The organism is Burkholderia sp. CpTa8-5, from assembly GCF_017815045.1.
In the GTDB taxonomy this organism is placed as follows: domain Bacteria; phylum Pseudomonadota; class Gammaproteobacteria; order Burkholderiales; family Burkholderiaceae; genus Burkholderia; species Burkholderia sola.
In genome coordinates this window covers 77,011-91,842 of the sequence record NZ_JAGIQD010000003.1, presented here as the reverse complement: position 1 = coordinate 91,842, position 14,832 = coordinate 77,011, and the positions used below count along the sequence as shown (strand labels likewise).

The following is a 14,832-nucleotide window of genomic DNA, read 5'->3' as shown; positions in this document are numbered from 1 at the left end:
CCCGTGGGTCGAACGGCGGCGCCTCTTCCGCCAGACTCTGGCATATCGGCGATTCGTCTGACCAAAACGACCACGACCGCTTCATTCAATATCGGCTCGTGGCCCGCAACCGTCGTCGCGCCACTTGCTCGTGCTACACGCACAACCCGTTCATCAGCCGCCCGGCCGCAGCGAACCGCAAGATCCTGATCGACGCGCTGTCCCGCGCCGGCTTCACGAATTACCCGTCCGAATGGTGGCACTGGTCGTTCGGCGATCGCTATTGGGCCGTCATGCAGAACGAATCGCACGCAATTTACGGTCCTGTCGACGAAAGCATGCTCGACGAAGCATCGCGATGACGGTTTTCCCGATCCGACACAGGTGACTCGGTAACATCCTCACTTGCCGATCCCCGTGTGCTCCCGCACAATCGCAACACCTGTCTCACTCTCCGCGCGCCGATGTCCTATGCGTCACTCGCGACCGGCGTCCTGCTCGCCGGCGGCCTTGGTCAACGCTTCGACCCGAGCGGCCTGCACAGCAAGCTGCTCGCCCGGCTTCCCGACGGCACACCGGTGGCGGTCGCCGCCGCCCGCCGTCTCGCGGCGGCCACCGCCGACGTGATCGCCGTGGTGCGCCCCGGCGCCGAAAAGCTCGCGATCCTGCTGAACGAAGCCGGCTGTCAGGTCGTCTATGCCCCCGACGCGTTGCGCGGCATGGGCGCGAGCCTCGCGGCCGGCGTCCGCACCGCGCCCGATGCGAGCGGCTGGCTCGTCGCGCTCGGCGACATGCCGTGGATCGCGGCTTCCACTTACGAAACGGTCACACGCGCGCTCGACGCCGACGGCGCGTCGATCGTCGCACCCGCGCATCGCGGCGTGCGCGGCCATCCGGTCGGTTTCGCCGCGCACCACTTCGAGGCGCTCGCCACTCTCGACGGCGACGCGGGCGCTCGCGCACTGTTCGCCAGCGCGCCGGTGGCCCTGCTCGACGTCGACGATCCCGGCATCCTGCGCGACGTCGATACACCGGCGGATTTGCGCTGACATTGATTGCGCGGGCCCGCACGTTCCCGCACGAACCCTGCCAATAGGCGGATTTCTCCGACGATCGACAAGCCATCGCAAGAATCCCGCTGCAAACGCGCGACCGATTGGCTATAACGAAGACGAGGCACGTCCGCCGCGCCACCACCGTCACGCACTGCACGAGTTCTCCATGAGCGACCACACGACCCCGACGCCCGAACCACCGGCCGACCCGAACCGCGATCCGGAAGACGATCCGTTCTCGTCGCCGCCCGGCCATCACGACAACCCGCAGCAGCCGGACGGTCCGCCGAGCAAGGATCCGGTCTAGCCGCGCGCCGGCCGCGCCGCGCACTCGACCCGCGACTGCCGTGACGCGGTCTAGCGTGCGGTATACCCGCCGTCGATCGGCAACGACACACCGCTGATCATCGACGCCGCGTCGCTCAGCAAAAACAGGATCGGCTCGACGACTTCGTTCGGCTGCGCGAACCGGCCGAGCGGAATCGCGGCCAGCATCGGCGCGCGCTTCTCCGGTTCGCTCCACGCGAACTGCGCCATCGGCGTGAGCGTGACGGTCGGGTTCACGCTGTTCACACGAATGCCGTACGGCCCGAGTTCGATGCACAGCACGCGCGTGACCGCGTCCATCGCCGCCTTCGACGCGCAATAGCTCAGATGCGCGGGCAGGCCGACGAGCGCCGCCTGACTCGACACGTTGACGATGCTGCCCCGTGCGTTCGCCGCGCCGCGTCCGTCGCGCTCGATCATCTTGCGCGCCACCGCCCGCGCGACGAGCGCCGCGCCGCGCGCGTTGACGGCCATCACGCGATCGAAATGCGCGGCGTCGACATCGAGCGCCGGTTCGAGCGACGCGATTCCCGCGCAATTGACGAGGCCGTCGAATGCATCGTACGCATCGAGCGCGGCATCGATCGCGTGTTGGTCGCCGCCGACATCCATGCGCAACGTATCGCACGCAATCTCGCCGGCGAGCGCGTCGAGCGCGGCCATGTCTCGCGCTGCAGCGACGACGCGCGCGCCTGCGTGCGCCAGCGCGATCGCGCACGCGCGGCCGATGCCGCTCGATGCGCCCGTGACGAGCACCGTTGACCCGCTGAAATCGAATCGTGTGTTCATGATGACGTGCCCAGCTTGTGCATGATCGGCTTGAGCGCCGGATACAGCGCCGTGTAGAGCGCAAAACGCGCGTCATACGTTTTCGCGCGCTCGGCATCGGGCCGCGCGCGCTCGACGAGCGTGACCCAGCCGCCCTGCGCGTCATCGCGCGACACCAGCCCCACACCCACACCCGCCAGCAACGCGGCGCCCATCGCGGCTTCGACGTCCTGCTCGATCGTCCACACCGGAAAACCCGTCACGTCCGCGATGATCTGCATCCACAGCGCCGAATGCGCGGCCCCGCCGACGACGATCAGTCGATCGTCCAGCGCCACCGCGCCACGGCGGCCGGCCTCGATGTTGTGACGCAACGCGAACGCGACACCTTCGAGCACCGCACGATAAAGATGCGCACGCGTGTGCGCAAGACTCAGCCCGACGAACGCGCCGCTCGCCTTCGCATCCCACACCGGGCTGCGCTCGCCCATCAGATACGGCAGGAACAGCACGCCGTCCGCGCCGGCCGGCACGCGCTCGGCCGCCTCCTCGAGCAGCACGTGCGGATCGCCGTGCGGCAGCAGCCGCGCCGCATCGATTTCCGCGTGACAGAACTGGTCGCGAAACCACGCGACCGACGCGCCAGCCGTAATCGCGCCGCCGAACACGTACAGGTCGCGCTGCCCGTCGAACACGTGCGGCATGCTGACGAGGCCGTGCCGCGCATCGACGTGCCGGTTCACGTAGCCCCAGCACATGCTGGTGCCGATCATCGCGACGTGCTGCCCGGTACGCGTCGCGCCGGCCGCGAAGGTCGCGACCGCCGCATCGACGCCGCCCGCGACGACGGGCGTGCCGGCCGGCAGCCCGAGTGGCGCGGTCCATTGCGACAGCAACCCGCCGACGACGTCCGTCGAATCGACCAGCCGTTCCGGCATCATCGTCGCCGGAATGCCGAGCATGTCGAGCGCATCGTCGGACCACTCGCGGCGCGCGACGTCGTACACGCCGCCGATATTGCCGGCCGAACTGTGATCGACCGCGACTTCGCCGGTCAGCAGATAGATCACGTACGCGTTCGGCGGCAGGAAATAGCGCACGTTCGCCCACACGTCCGGCCGCCGGTCGCGCAGCCACAGCATCTTGGTGAAGCCGTAGTAACTGTCGACGCCGTTGCCGGTGATCACGCGCAGCCGCTCGACGTTCACGTGTGCGTTGACCCAGTCGACTTCCGCGGTCGCGCGCCGGTCCATCCAGATCAGGCACGGATGCAGCGGCCGCATGTCGATGTCGACCGGGATGCCCGAGCCGCCGTACAGGCTGCTCACGCACACCGCCCGGATCGCATCGGCCGGCACGCCCTGCGCGCGCGCATCGCTCACGCAGCCGGCGATGCAGTCGCGCACCGCGTCGAACCACACCTGCGGCCACTGCTCGGCCCACAGCGGGCGCGGCGTATCGGGCTGGTAGCCGGCCGAGCGCCGCGCGACGATCGTGCCGTGCCGGTCGACCAGCAGCGCCTTGGTGCTCTGCGTGCCGATGTCGACGCCTATCACGTATTCCATGATGTCTCCGGTGAGGCGCACGCCGGCCGTCAGCGGGCCGGCTTCAGCAGCACCTTGATCGATTCGGGCGATTTCGCGACGCGGATCGCGTCGTCCCAGTCCTCGAGCGCGAAACCGTGCGTGACGATGCCCTTCGATGTGACGAGCCCGCGCGCGAGCAGGTCGATCGCGACCGGATAGCAGTAGGGCCCGAGGTGCGCGCCGCGTACGTCGAGTTCCTTGCGGTCCCCGATGATCGACCAGTCGACGGTCGCGTCCTCGCCGAACACGCTGAATTCGACGAAGCGGCCGAGCTTGCGGATCAGGTCGAGCCCCTGGTTCACGCCGACCGGCGCGCCGGTCGTCTCGATGTACACGTCGCAGCCGTAGCCGTCGGTCAGCGCGCGGACGATCTCGCGCGCGTCGTCGCGCTGCGGGTTGATCGTCACGTCGGCGCCGTACTGGCGCGCGAGTTCGAGCCGTTCGTCGATCAGGTCGATCACGACGAGCTTCTTCGGCGTCTTCAGGTGCGCGACCTGCGTCATCATCAGCCCGAGTGGGCCCGCGCCGGCGATCACGACGACGTCGTCGAGCTGGACGTCGCCGCGGTTCACCGTATGAATCGCGCAAGACAGCGGCTCGATGATCGCCGCATCCTCGAGCGATACGCCAAGCGGAATCTTGTGGACGATCGCGGTCGGCGGAATGCGCATGTACTCGGCCATCCCGCCGTCGGCGACCTCGCGCTGGAAGCCGAAGATGTTGTGCACCTCGCACATCCAGTACTGGCCCGACTTGCAATAGCGGCACTTGCCGCACGGCACGATCTGCTCGGCGATCACGCGGTCGCCCAACGCGACGCCGAAATGCTCGGCCGCGCCGTCGCCGAGCGCCTCGACATAGCCGAAGAATTCATGGCCGGGAATCACCGGCGCCTTCACCCACGGGCTCGGTCCGCCCCAGAACATCTTGGCGCCGGTGTAGCACTTGCAGTCGCTCGCGCAAATCCCGCACGCGGCGATGCGGATCACGAGCTCGTTCGTACCGGCGCGCGGCATCGCGACCTGTTCGACGCGATAGTCCTCGGGGCCGTGGCAGACGACCGCGGTCATGCGCGGCTGGGCTTCGGGTGTCGTCATGAGTTGTCTCTTTCCTGAATGATTCGGATGGCGGATGAATCAAGCGTTACCGCGATCGCTCGCGGCTGATGTAGATCGCGAGCAGAATGATTCCGCCCTTGATCACGTTCTGCACGTACGGGTTCACGCCGATCATGTTCAGCCCGTTGTTGAGCACGCCGAGCAGCAGCGCGCCGACCAGCGTGCCGAGGATCGCGCCGCGCCCGCCGGAGATCGACGTGCCGCCCATCACGACGGCCGCGATCGCGTCGAGCTCGAAGCCCACGCCCGCGTTCGGCTGCCCGCTCATCAAGCGCCCGGTCAGCACGATCGCGGCGAGCGCCGACGTGAGCCCGGCCAGCGTGTAGACGATCAGCTTCACGCGTGCGACCCGCACGCCGGTGAGCCGCGTCGCCTGCTCGTTGCCGCCGATCGCGTACACGTAGCGGCCGAACGGCATCCGGTCGAGCAGCAGCCATGCGATCGCATAGACCACCAGCATGATCAGCACCGGCGCCTGGATGCCGAGCACCTTGCCGCTGCCGAAGAACGCGACCCAGTCGGGCAGCCCGTCGATCGGATAGCCGCCCGTATAGATCAGCGCGAGGCCGCGCGCGATGCCCATCGTCGCAAGCGTGACGATGATCGGCGGCATCCCCGCGAACGCGACGAACACGCCGTTCAGGAAGCCGAAGCCGAGCCCGACCGCGATGCCGATCGCGAGCGCGGCGACCGCGTTGACGCCCGCGACCATCAGCCCGGCCGCGAGCGTGCCCGACAGCGCCATCACCGAGCCGACCGACAGGTCGATCCCGCCCGTCAGGATCACGCAGGTCATGCCGACCGCGATGATCGCGTTGATCGACACCTGGCGCAGCACGTTCTCGAGGTTCGCGGCCGACAGGAAGCTCGGGCTCGCGATCATCATCGCGATGCATACGACGATCAGGCCGACGAGCGGATAGAACAGCGTCGAGCGGCGTAGCTGCGCCCACATCGCGCGGGGCGGCGGCGCATCGCCGTTTCCGGCGGTGGCCGCGAGCGTCGTCGAACGCGTGGAAGAAGAATCAGGCAGGTTCATGGGTCGCTCCTCGCGTGCCGGTCGTGGCATAGGTCATGACCGTGTCGGGATCGATCTCGTCGCCGGCGAGCGTCGCTTCGATGCGGCCCTGCCGGAACACGGCGACACGATCGCACATGCCGACGATTTCCGGCAATTCGGACGAGATCATGATGATGGCGTAGCCGCGCGCGGTGAGTTCGCGCATCAGCCCGTAGATTTCGGCTTTCGCGCCGACGTCGATGCCGCGCGTCGGCTCGTCGAAGATCAGCACCGACGTGTGATGGTTCAGCCAGCGCGCGATCACGACCTTCTGCTGGTTGCCGCCGGACAGCGTCGCGACCTCGGTGTGGATCGACGGCGCCTTCACGCCGACGCGCCGCATCACGTCGTGCGTGGTGCGCGCCTCGCCGCGCCGGTCGATCAGCCAGCGCATCGACCGGTACTTGCCGAGGTTGTTCAGCGAGATGTTGTCGCGAATCGAGAACGACGTGACGAGCCCTTCCGTCTTGCGGCTTTCCGGCAGGATGCCGATGCCCGCACGCAGTGCGTCGGCCGGATCGGCGAGCTTCGCCGCCGCGCCGCGCACGCGCAGTGCCTTGCGATGCGCACGCGTCGCGCCGATCACCGCGAGCGCGGTTTCCGTACGGCCCGAGCCGACCAGGCCCGCGAAACCCAGGATCTCGCCTTCACGCAACGCAAAGCGGTTCACCGGGCCGTCGCGCTCGATCTGCAGCGCATCGACTTCGAGCACGGCCGGCGCGTCGGCCGGCAAGACCGGCTTCGGCGGAAAGCTGCTCTCGATCCGGCGGCCGACCATCATGCGCACCAGTTGCTCGACGTCGGTGTGCGCGACCTCGGTCGTCGCGACGTACTGGCCGTCGCGCAGCACCGTGATCCGGTCGCACACCGCGAAGATCTCGTCGAGGTGATGCGAGATGAAGATCATCGCGACGCCCTGCCGCTTCAGCTCGCGCATGATCGCGAACAGGTGCTCGGCCTCGGCCGGCGTGAGCGTCGCGGTCGGTTCGTCGAGGATCAGGATGCGCGCGTCGAGCGACAGCGCCTTGCCGATCTCGACGAACTGCTGCTGCGCGACCGACAGCGTGCGGATCGGCGCATCGAGATCGATCGCCACGCCGAGCCGCGCGAAGATGCTCGCCGCCGCGGCGCGCATCCGCTTGCGGTCGCGCGCGCCCCAGCGGTTGCGCAGCTCGCGGCCGAGGAACAGGTTGTCGACGGCATCGAGGTACGGAATCAGGCTGAACTCCTGGAACACGATGCCGACGCCGGCCGCGACCGCGTCGTGATAGTCCGCGAAATGGCGCGCGGCGCCGTCGATCTCGATCGTGCCGGCATCCGGCTGGTGGATGCCGCACAGGATCTTCATCAGCGTCGACTTGCCCGCGCCGTTCTCGCCGAGCAGCGCATGGATCTCGCCGCGCGCGATCTCCAGATGAATGTCGGACAGCGCCTTCACGCCGGGAAAGCTTTTCGTGATGTGGCTGAGCCTGAGTATCGTGTCCATCGGCTTCTCCGTGCGAAGGGCGTCGGCCGCGCCGCCGCCCTTCGCGTCGCGTCGCACGTCGTTCACCAGCTGAAACCCTTCGCGTTGCCGCGATCGACGACCTTCACGTCGACGGGAATCGCCTTCGGCACCGTCGCGCCCCACTTGCGCGCGATCGCGATGCCGAGCGCGATGCGCACCTGATCGGCCGGGAACTGCGCGGTCGTCTCGATGAACTTCGAGTTCGGCTTCTGGATCGCGGCGATCGCCTCGGGCGCGCCGTCGACGCTCGTCAGCTTGATGTCCTTGCCGGACCCCTCGATCGCGGCGAGCGCGCCCATCGAGCCGCCGTCGTTCACGCTGAAGAGGCCCTTCAGGTTCGGATGCGCGGAGATCATGTTCTCGGTGACCGACAGCGCAGTCGCTCGCTCCTGCTTGCCGTTCTGCGTATCGACGAGCTTCACGTTCGGGAATTTCGCGAGTCCGGCCTTGCAGCCGCGCACGCGTTCGAGAATCGGCACGACCGGAATGCCGTCGAGGATCGCGACCTCGCCGCTGCCGCCGATCGCCTTCGCGAGGTATTCGCACGACATCACGCCCGCGTCGTAATTCTTCGAGCCGACGAACGAATCGACCGGGCCGTTCGCGTTCGCGTCGACGGCCACGACCACCGCGCCGGCCTTCTTCGCCTGCGTGATCGCCGACTGGATGCCGGTCGAATCGGTCGGGTTCACGAGCAGGATATCGATCTTCTTCTGCAGCATGTCCTCGACGTCGCTCACCTGCTTGCTGACGTCGTGATGCGCGTCGGTGACGACGACCTGCGCGCCGATCGACGCGGCCGCGTCGTTCAGCGCCTTTTGCATCGTCACGAAGTACGGGTTGTTCAGTTCCTGGAACGTCATGCCGATCCGCAGCGGCGCGGCGTGCGCGGCGGCGGCGGGCAACAGGGTCGCGACGGCGAGCGCGGCAATGGCCGCCAGGCGGGCGGCGCGACGGGGGGATGAAGCGGGCGATGCGTGCGTCATGACGGTGTCTCCAGAATTGTGTGCGGCTTTTTCGTGGGTGAATGCGCCCCTCGCGACGTGAGCGACGCGATCGGCTGGGTGAAACGGTGAAACGGCGGGTAAAACTCGGGCGGGCGGCGGCCCGGCGATCATCCGGGCTGCGGCATGAGTTCGGGCGCACCGGGCGTCAGCACGCGCGGCGGCAGCGGGTTACCGGTCGGCGCCGCGTGCAGCGCCAGCTCGCGGCTGCGCACGTTCAGGCGCTGCAGCGCGCGGAATTCGGACGGCGCCATTCCCTTCACCGCGCGGAACTGGCGGTTAAAGTTCGACACGTTATTGAAGCCGGCCTGGAAACAGATGTCGGTGATGCTTGCGTCGTCGGCGAGCAGCATCTGGCACGCGGATTCGATCCGCAGACGATTCACGTACTGGACGAACGGCATGCCCGTATGGCGATGGAACGCGCGCGAGAACGCGCTGACGCTCTGCCCGGTCAGTTGTGCGAGATCGGACTCGCGCAGCTCGGATGCGAGGTTCTTGCCGATATACGACAGCGCATGGCTGAGCCGCGTCGGCGTGACATCGGCCTGGTCGTACGCGGGGCTCGCGAGCAGCGTGCGTTCGGCCGCGCCGCACAGCCGCTCGAGGATCGTCATGAACAGCGCGATGCGGCGCATGCCGCGCGCGGTCAGCAGTTCGTCGAACAACGGCGCGATCGCGGCGCTCGTCGCGGTGTCGAAGCCGACTCCGCGCCGCGCGTCGTCGAGCAGCGCCTGCGCGTCGCGGCATTCGGGGAATGCGTCCAGGCAGCGACGCACGAACGACGGATCGAACTGGATCACGAGATTGCGGCGCTCGACGGTTTCGCCTTCGGCCATGTCGCTGACCCAGTTGTGCGGCAGGTTCGGGCCGAGCAGCACGAGATGGCCCGGGCCGAACGAGCCGATGTGATCGCCGACGAAATACTTGCCGTGCGTCGCGACGATCAGGTGCAGCTCGAATTCGGGATGGAAATGCCAGCGGATCGTGCGATACGGATAGCCGTGCGACCAGACCTTGAACGACTCGTCGCGTCGCACTTCGACCACTTCGAGATCGGGGTGCATCATGTTGGCGTCTCCATTCCCATATATTGCTGGCCGGCCTGTTCGGCTGGGCGTGCAGCGCCGCGTGTCTCGCGCGGCGATGCGACCGGTCGCATGGGAAGCAATGTAGGTCGATCGAGCGCGCGGCTCCACCAACTTTACGCCTGATTTTCGATACTTTTTTGCCGCCCGCGCGCGGGAATGGCGTCGGACGGCAAATTTGTTGCAGCGCGGAACGGCGCGGCGGCCGCCCTCGCCGGCTTACGCCGCCGCGTGCTCGCGCGCCGTGCGCACCTCGTACGCCTTCAGGTGGTTGTACGCGATCCGCAGCAGCGACAGCGTATCGGCCGCCTGCGGGTCGCGCCGCGCGAGCAGGTCGCCGATCACGTGATCGGCTTCGACGCGCGCATGGTTCTCGACGTCGCGCAGCATCGACGCGGTCAGCGGTGACGGCGTCAGCACCATCCGCTGCATCCGCTCGCTGGCCGCCGGGTCGGGCCGGTGGCCGTTGTATTCGGCGATCGCGCTGCATTCGGCGAGCATCGTTTCGAGCAGGCGGCGGCCGTCCGGCGCGGCGAGAATGTCGCCGATCGACCCGCGAAACAGCGACGTGCTCGCGGCGAGCGTCGCGAGGAACACCCACTTGTCCCACATCCGCGCGGTGATGTCGTCGCTGAGTGTTGCATCGAAGCCCGCGCCGCCGAGCACGTCGGCCACCGCGCGCACGCGCGGCGATTCGCCGCCGGCCAGCTCGCCGAACGACACGCCGTGCGTGTCGTTCAGGTGCACGATGCGCTGCTCGCGATCGAGCGTCGCCGCGATCACGCACAACCCGCCGAGCACCTGCGACGCGCCGAAGCGCTCGCGCAGCACGTCGACGTGACGCATCCCGTTGAGCATCGGCAGGATCAGCGTCTGCGGGCCGACGAACGGCGCGAACGATGCAATCGCGTCGTCGAGGCTGTACGCCTTGCAGCTCAGCAGCACGAGATCGAACGGCGCGACGCCGGCGCCCGCGTCGCCCGCGCGGATGGTCTGCACGTTCGCGAGCGTCAGGTCGCCGCGCGGGCTGCGAATCAGCAACCCGTCGCGCGCAAGCGCGGCCGCGCGGCCGTCGCGCACCAGGAACGTCACGTCGCGCCCCGCCGCGGCCAGCCGGCCGCCGAAGTATCCGCCGACCGCGCCGGCCCCTACCACCAGAATCCGCATCGTTGCCTCCTTTCGGTTTCATCGTCGTCGCACTGCCGCCCGTGCGGGCGCGACGCCGACCATCGCCCGACAGTATAGCGGCCGCTGTTATGCATATGCATAGATGCCCGCGCCCGCGTCGCGGGCATCGGGAAATGACCGCTTCTTAGAGTGCTGCCACCGCCAAAGCCACGCCGCAAGAAACACCCAGGACGGCTCCCGGTTTCCAACCGAGCTGCACTGAACGGCATCCTGAACGTATTCAAGACCGGGATACGCTGGTGCGACCTCTGGACCAAGCTGGGATTTGGCTCAGGGCCGACCTGCTGGAAGCGTTTGCGCGACTGGCAAAGGGCCGGCGTGTGGAGCGCGTTGCACGAACTGCTGCTTGCGAAGTTACGCGAAGTCGGCGAACTCGATTTCTCACAGGCAGCGGTCGATTCATCGTCGGTGCGAGCCGTTGGGGCGGGCGAAAAACTGGCCCGAACCCCACCGATCGCTCGCGACCAGGTTCGAAGCGTCACATCCTCGTCGACGCCAATGGCGTCCCCATCGGTGCCATCCTGATTCGCGCGAATCGCAACGACGTTACCTAGCTGCTGCCGCTCATCGACGCGGTCCCGCCACTTCGCGGCGTACGCGGCCGACCGCTTCGCAAGCCCGAAGTCATCTACGCAGATCGTGGCTATGACTCCGAGCCGCATCGTCAGCGGCTTCGTGCGCGTGGTATCGAACCGGTGATCGCCCTGCGCCGTATGGAATGCGGCAGCGGACTAGGCAAGCTCCGCTGGGTGGTCGAGCGTACTCACGCATGGCTGCACAATTTTCGTCGTCCTCGCATTCGCTTCTGGCTCTCAATGTTCGCAAATGCGTCGATCGCCCTACCTCTTTCAAGATCGAAAGTGTCCTTTATATGATCTTTGTTATCCATCGATATTTTTCAAAAAAATCGCTGCACATACGACAACAAGCACGCTCAGTTTGATAGTACGTCGCTTGACTGAACAACCCTCCAATGCAATGCCATGTACTTCTCAGTGGTGCGTTGATCCGCTCTATCGGTATTCATCGACTTCGACCTCGCCTCCGAGCGATTCCACAAGAGCCCGGATATCGTCCGGCACGTCCGGCACGCGCTTACCGCTCTCGTTGTCCCAATAGCAGCGGAGACGGACCCGAACGCCCGCACCGTCGATAAGCCCGCGCAGGTCCGGGCGCGGCAAAGACAGATGCTTGATGAGATAGCGAAGATGGGGTTCCAGTTGATCACTGTGGACAGCGCCGTCACTGCGAACCGCCCAAACACTCGTGCGACGCGTTATGACGCGCCTCTGTCCTGTCGGATCGTTTACCCGCTCCCCTTTCGTTACCTCCGTATCGGGTACGACGCGGAAATAGTCTGTCCAAAATTTGGGGACGACGCGATCGCCTGAAATAGAGAATGATGCATGTGCAAGTTGCTGTTTTTTCATGATCCGCTCAGTCCCCGTAGTTGTGCATGCTGTCGATCACGACACCTTTGAATTCAACGTCTCCGTTGTCGTGCCAGAGAACGTTATCGGCCCTTCCCAAATCATTCGCGTCTTTCATTTGGTGGATCATGTTGCCGAAGATTTTACGCTGGTAACCAAGCATTTTCGCCGCAAAGTTCGGGTTAGTCGTGCTTGCCGCCAGCTCTTGAATGTCACCGCTTAAAGCGGCGATCAGCGTAGTCAAACACGTTCGCATCACCTAGCGGCGAACCCGATCCAAACGAGTTCGCAAGTTGAGGCGTACCGCCTGCTAGTGCGCCGCCAGTACCGGCAACGACACTTTGAAGGTAACTCATGAGTTCACCGGCTGACACATCGCTTGGTACGGCCCAAGACGGTATCGGCTTGTCCGCTGGAAGCGCAGCCATCCTCGGCACACTGGCAAACCTACTGCCCTTTGGGAAAGGCGGTATTGATGGTCCGCCACCGCCCCCAGCACCCCCACTTGCCACGGGCCTATCGATCGAGACGGTAACCCGGCCGTCCTCTATCGCTGACCTAAGCGCGGCGACGGGATCGCCGGACAACGACCCGGCAAGCCCGAGTTCCCGAAGGTAGCTGGCAGCCTCCGCCATCAATGCGGAATACTTCGGCCAATGGAGCATTAATTCTGAGACAGCCGCGCGCTGTTCCGCAGGCCGAATTGCCCCGCTGTCACTGGACAGCGTAGCGCGCTTTCCTGAGCCAATGTCGATAGTTACGGCCACAACTCGAATTCTCCATACGAATCCTGGTCACTGTATCGCACCTCCCCCCGGCCTGTGAAGGCGCGGAGGGGTTCGTTTTCCGGTCCGGCGCGACGCCTTATAACGCGCCGCATAGAAGCTGTTGCGAAATCACGGCTTAGGTCTGTTAACTTTTTCGCAGCCGCCTCAAGATTCGCTACGAACGGTACGCACACGTGCACGAGGCATTCCTCTCGCTCGCGTGCTGCTTGATTTGCTGGAACAAACGCAAGACAGCGTCCGATTGATTTCGCAGCATCTTCTAAGGGATTTCCCGCCTACAGCGCCGCGCGTTTCACGCCGTCAAAACATGTATCCCGTCACGCCGTCCCGGCGAGCTTCCACGACTGACCGACCTCATACCATGCGCAATCTCTCCCTGAATCAGAAACTCGCCTCGATGATCGTCATCCTGTGGCTCGGCCTGCTCGTGATCGCCGGGCTCGGCGCATGGCAGACCCGCGCGTCGATGATCGCGGACCGCCGCGACCAGCTTGCGTCGCTGGTTGCGCAGGCCGCGAGCGTGACCGATCACTACTACAAGCTGTCGCAGCAGAACGCGCTGCCGGAAGCCGATGCGAAGCAGAAGGCGCTCGAGGCGATCGCCGCGATGCGCCACGGCGCCGACGGCTATGTGTCGGTCAACGATTCGAAGCCGGTGATCGTGATGCATCCGATCAAGGCCGAGCTCAACGGCAAGGACGTGTCGAACTTCACCGATCCGAACGGCCAGCACCTGTTCGTCGAGATCGTGAAGGCCGGCAACGCGGCAGGCGGCAAGGGTTTCGTCGAATATCTGTGGCCGAAGCCGGGCGCGGACAAGCCGCAGGACAAGACCAGCGCCGTGCAGCGCTTCGCGCCGTGGGACTGGTATCTGGTGACCGGCATGTACATGGACGACGTGCGCTCGGCGGTGCTCGCGAGCGTCGGCCGCTGGTTCGCGATGACGGCCGTGCTCGGCGCGATCGCGACGGCCGTGATGGTGCTGGTGCTGAAAAGCGTGCGCGCGAGCCTCGGCGGCGAGCTCGAAGCGGCGCTCGACGCCGCGCAGCGCATCGCGCAGGGCGACCTGACCGCGCGCGTGACCGTGAAGCACGACGATCGCGGCAGCCTGCTGCATGCGCTGCATACGATGCAGGGCGGGCTGATCGACATGGTGTCGCGCGTGCGGATGGGCACCGAGAACATCAACGTCGGCGCGAGCGAGATCGCATCCGGCAACACCGACCTGTCGCAGCGCACCGAGGAGCAGGCGGCCGCGCTCGTGCAGACCGCGTCGAGCATGGACGAGATGACCGCGAACGTAAAACAGAACGCGGACAGCGCCGCGCAGGCCGCGTCGCTCGCCGGCCAGGCCGCGCAGGTCGCGACGCGCGGCAGCGAAGTGGTCGACGACGTCGTGCGCACGATGAACGAGATCACCGATCGCTCGCACAAGATCGGCGACATCATCGGCGTGATCGACGGGATCGCGTTCCAGACCAACATCCTCGCGCTGAACGCGGCCGTCGAAGCGGCGCGGGCGGGCGAACAGGGCCGCGGCTTCGCGGTGGTCGCGGCCGAAGTGCGGTCGCTCGCGCAACGCTCGGCGACGGCGGCCAAGGAGATCAAGTCGCTGATCGTGTCGTCGAACGAGACGGTCCAGCACGGCGCGACGCTCGTCACGCACGCGGGCGAGACGATGACCGAGATCGTGCAGTCGGTGCGGCGCGTGAACGAGATCCTCGACGAAATCAGCCACGCATCGCGCGAGCAGAGCGCCGGGATCGAGCAGGTCAACCGCGCGGTGGGCGAGATGGATCAGGTCACGCAGCAGAACGCGGCACTCGTCGAACAGGCCGCGGCCGCCGCGCATTCGCTGCGCGACCAGGCCGAGGCGCTGCGCGACGCGGTGACGCGGTTCGCACTGCCGGCCTGACGGCAAGCCCGCCCCGCAC

Annotated in this window: 14 protein-coding genes and 1 pseudogene; 5 read left to right on the top strand and 10 right to left on the bottom strand. The window is 66.5% G+C overall.

The window, feature by feature from the left end; all coding sequences use genetic code 11:
* The first annotated feature begins 98 nt into the window (after positions 1-98).
* The 3 genes from J8I35_RS34550 to J8I35_RS06605 all read left to right on the top strand — a co-directional run bounded on the left by J8I35_RS34550 (position 99) and on the right by J8I35_RS06605 (position 1,341).
* Positions 99-341, top strand: a complete 243-nt coding sequence (locus J8I35_RS34550) for a M15 family metallopeptidase (RefSeq protein ID WP_175976379.1) — start codon at positions 99-101, stop codon at positions 339-341.
* Positions 342-443: 102 nt separating this feature from the next.
* Positions 444-1,028 carry a nucleotidyltransferase family protein gene (locus J8I35_RS06610; RefSeq protein ID WP_089489535.1) on the top strand — a complete coding sequence of 195 codons (585 nt, stop codon included), beginning with the start codon at positions 444-446 and terminating at the stop codon, positions 1,026-1,028.
* A gap of 172 nt (positions 1,029-1,200) precedes the next feature.
* Complete coding sequence (locus J8I35_RS06605; RefSeq protein WP_012339712.1) at positions 1,201-1,341, top strand: hypothetical protein; 141 nt, start codon at positions 1,201-1,203, stop codon at positions 1,339-1,341.
* A gap of 50 nt (positions 1,342-1,391) precedes the next feature.
* On the opposite strand, the gene J8I35_RS06600 is transcribed toward J8I35_RS06605, so the two are convergent.
* From J8I35_RS06600 to panE, 8 genes are all read right to left on the bottom strand, one after another.
* Positions 1,392-2,150 carry an SDR family oxidoreductase gene (locus J8I35_RS06600; RefSeq protein WP_209924813.1) on the bottom strand — a complete coding sequence of 253 codons (759 nt, stop codon included), beginning with the start codon at positions 2,148-2,150 and terminating at the stop codon, positions 1,392-1,394.
* A complete protein-coding gene (locus tag J8I35_RS06595; RefSeq protein WP_209924812.1) occupies positions 2,147-3,694 on the bottom strand; it encodes an FGGY-family carbohydrate kinase in 1,548 nt (515 codons plus the stop codon). The genes J8I35_RS06600 and J8I35_RS06595 overlap by 4 nt, the downstream gene beginning before the upstream one ends.
* A 29-nt stretch (positions 3,695-3,723) precedes the next feature.
* Positions 3,724-4,812: an alcohol dehydrogenase catalytic domain-containing protein gene (locus tag J8I35_RS06590; protein WP_050015079.1), complete on the bottom strand. Its 1,089-nt coding sequence runs from the start codon at positions 4,810-4,812 to the stop codon at positions 3,724-3,726.
* Positions 4,813-4,858: 46 nt separating this feature from the next.
* A complete protein-coding gene (locus tag J8I35_RS06585; protein ID WP_034175227.1) occupies positions 4,859-5,872 on the bottom strand; it encodes an ABC transporter permease in 1,014 nt (337 codons plus the stop codon).
* Entirely contained in the window at positions 5,859-7,379 is a 1,521-nt protein-coding gene (locus J8I35_RS06580; protein WP_209924811.1) for a sugar ABC transporter ATP-binding protein, read from the bottom strand. The genes J8I35_RS06585 and J8I35_RS06580 overlap by 14 nt, the downstream gene beginning before the upstream one ends.
* A gap of 62 nt (positions 7,380-7,441) precedes the next feature.
* On the bottom strand, positions 7,442-8,386 hold the full coding sequence (locus J8I35_RS06575) for a substrate-binding domain-containing protein (RefSeq protein ID WP_209924810.1): 945 nt from the start codon (positions 8,384-8,386) through the stop codon (positions 7,442-7,444).
* Between the two features lie 128 nt (positions 8,387-8,514).
* Entirely contained in the window at positions 8,515-9,474 is a 960-nt protein-coding gene (locus tag J8I35_RS06570; RefSeq protein WP_209924809.1) for an AraC family transcriptional regulator, read from the bottom strand.
* Between the two features lie 237 nt (positions 9,475-9,711).
* Positions 9,712-10,659, bottom strand: a complete 948-nt coding sequence (gene panE / locus J8I35_RS06565) for a 2-dehydropantoate 2-reductase (protein WP_050015073.1) — start codon at positions 10,657-10,659, stop codon at positions 9,712-9,714.
* A 150-nt stretch (positions 10,660-10,809) separates the two neighbouring features.
* On the opposite strand from panE, the pseudogene J8I35_RS06560 reads away from it, so the two are divergent.
* A pseudogene (locus J8I35_RS06560) lies at positions 10,810-11,555 on the top strand (IS5 family transposase).
* A 138-nt stretch (positions 11,556-11,693) separates the two neighbouring features.
* Here J8I35_RS06560 and J8I35_RS06555 read toward each other — a convergent pair.
* Positions 11,694-12,110: a DUF4279 domain-containing protein gene (locus J8I35_RS06555; protein ID WP_209924808.1), complete on the bottom strand. Its 417-nt coding sequence runs from the start codon at positions 12,108-12,110 to the stop codon at positions 11,694-11,696.
* Between the two features lie 7 nt (positions 12,111-12,117).
* A complete protein-coding gene (locus tag J8I35_RS06550) occupies positions 12,118-12,354 on the bottom strand; it encodes a hypothetical protein (RefSeq protein WP_245170135.1) in 237 nt (78 codons plus the stop codon).
* A 905-nt stretch (positions 12,355-13,259) separates the two neighbouring features.
* Here J8I35_RS06550 and J8I35_RS06545 point away from each other — a divergent pair.
* Positions 13,260-14,813 (top strand): methyl-accepting chemotaxis protein, encoded by a 1,554-nt coding sequence (locus tag J8I35_RS06545; RefSeq protein ID WP_089489539.1) that lies wholly within the window; start codon positions 13,260-13,262, stop codon positions 14,811-14,813.
* Positions 14,814-14,832: the final 19 nt, after the last annotated feature.

Coding starts and splice junctions, on each gene's coding strand:
- J8I35_RS06610 (WP_089489535.1), top strand. CDS start 444: ATGTCCTATGCGTCACTCGCGACCGGCGTCCTGCTCGCCGGCGGCCTT.
- J8I35_RS06605 (WP_012339712.1), top strand. CDS start 1,201: ATGAGCGACCACACGACCCCGACGCCCGAACCACCGGCCGACCCGAAC.
- J8I35_RS06600 (WP_209924813.1), bottom strand. CDS start 2,150: ATGAACACACGATTCGATTTCAGCGGGTCAACGGTGCTCGTCACGGGC.
- J8I35_RS06595 (WP_209924812.1), bottom strand. CDS start 3,694: ATGGAATACGTGATAGGCGTCGACATCGGCACGCAGAGCACCAAGGCG.
- J8I35_RS06590 (WP_050015079.1), bottom strand. CDS start 4,812: ATGACGACACCCGAAGCCCAGCCGCGCATGACCGCGGTCGTCTGCCAC.
- J8I35_RS06585 (WP_034175227.1), bottom strand. CDS start 5,872: ATGAACCTGCCTGATTCTTCTTCCACGCGTTCGACGACGCTCGCGGCC.
- J8I35_RS06580 (WP_209924811.1), bottom strand. CDS start 7,379: ATGGACACGATACTCAGGCTCAGCCACATCACGAAAAGCTTTCCCGGC.
- J8I35_RS06575 (WP_209924810.1), bottom strand. CDS start 8,386: ATGACGCACGCATCGCCCGCTTCATCCCCCCGTCGCGCCGCCCGCCTG.
- J8I35_RS06570 (WP_209924809.1), bottom strand. CDS start 9,474: ATGATGCACCCCGATCTCGAAGTGGTCGAAGTGCGACGCGACGAGTCG.
- panE (WP_050015073.1), bottom strand. CDS start 10,659: ATGCGGATTCTGGTGGTAGGGGCCGGCGCGGTCGGCGGATACTTCGGC.
- J8I35_RS06555 (WP_209924808.1), bottom strand. CDS start 12,110: ATGAAAAAACAGCAACTTGCACATGCATCATTCTCTATTTCAGGCGAT.
- J8I35_RS06545 (WP_089489539.1), top strand. CDS start 13,260: ATGCGCAATCTCTCCCTGAATCAGAAACTCGCCTCGATGATCGTCATC.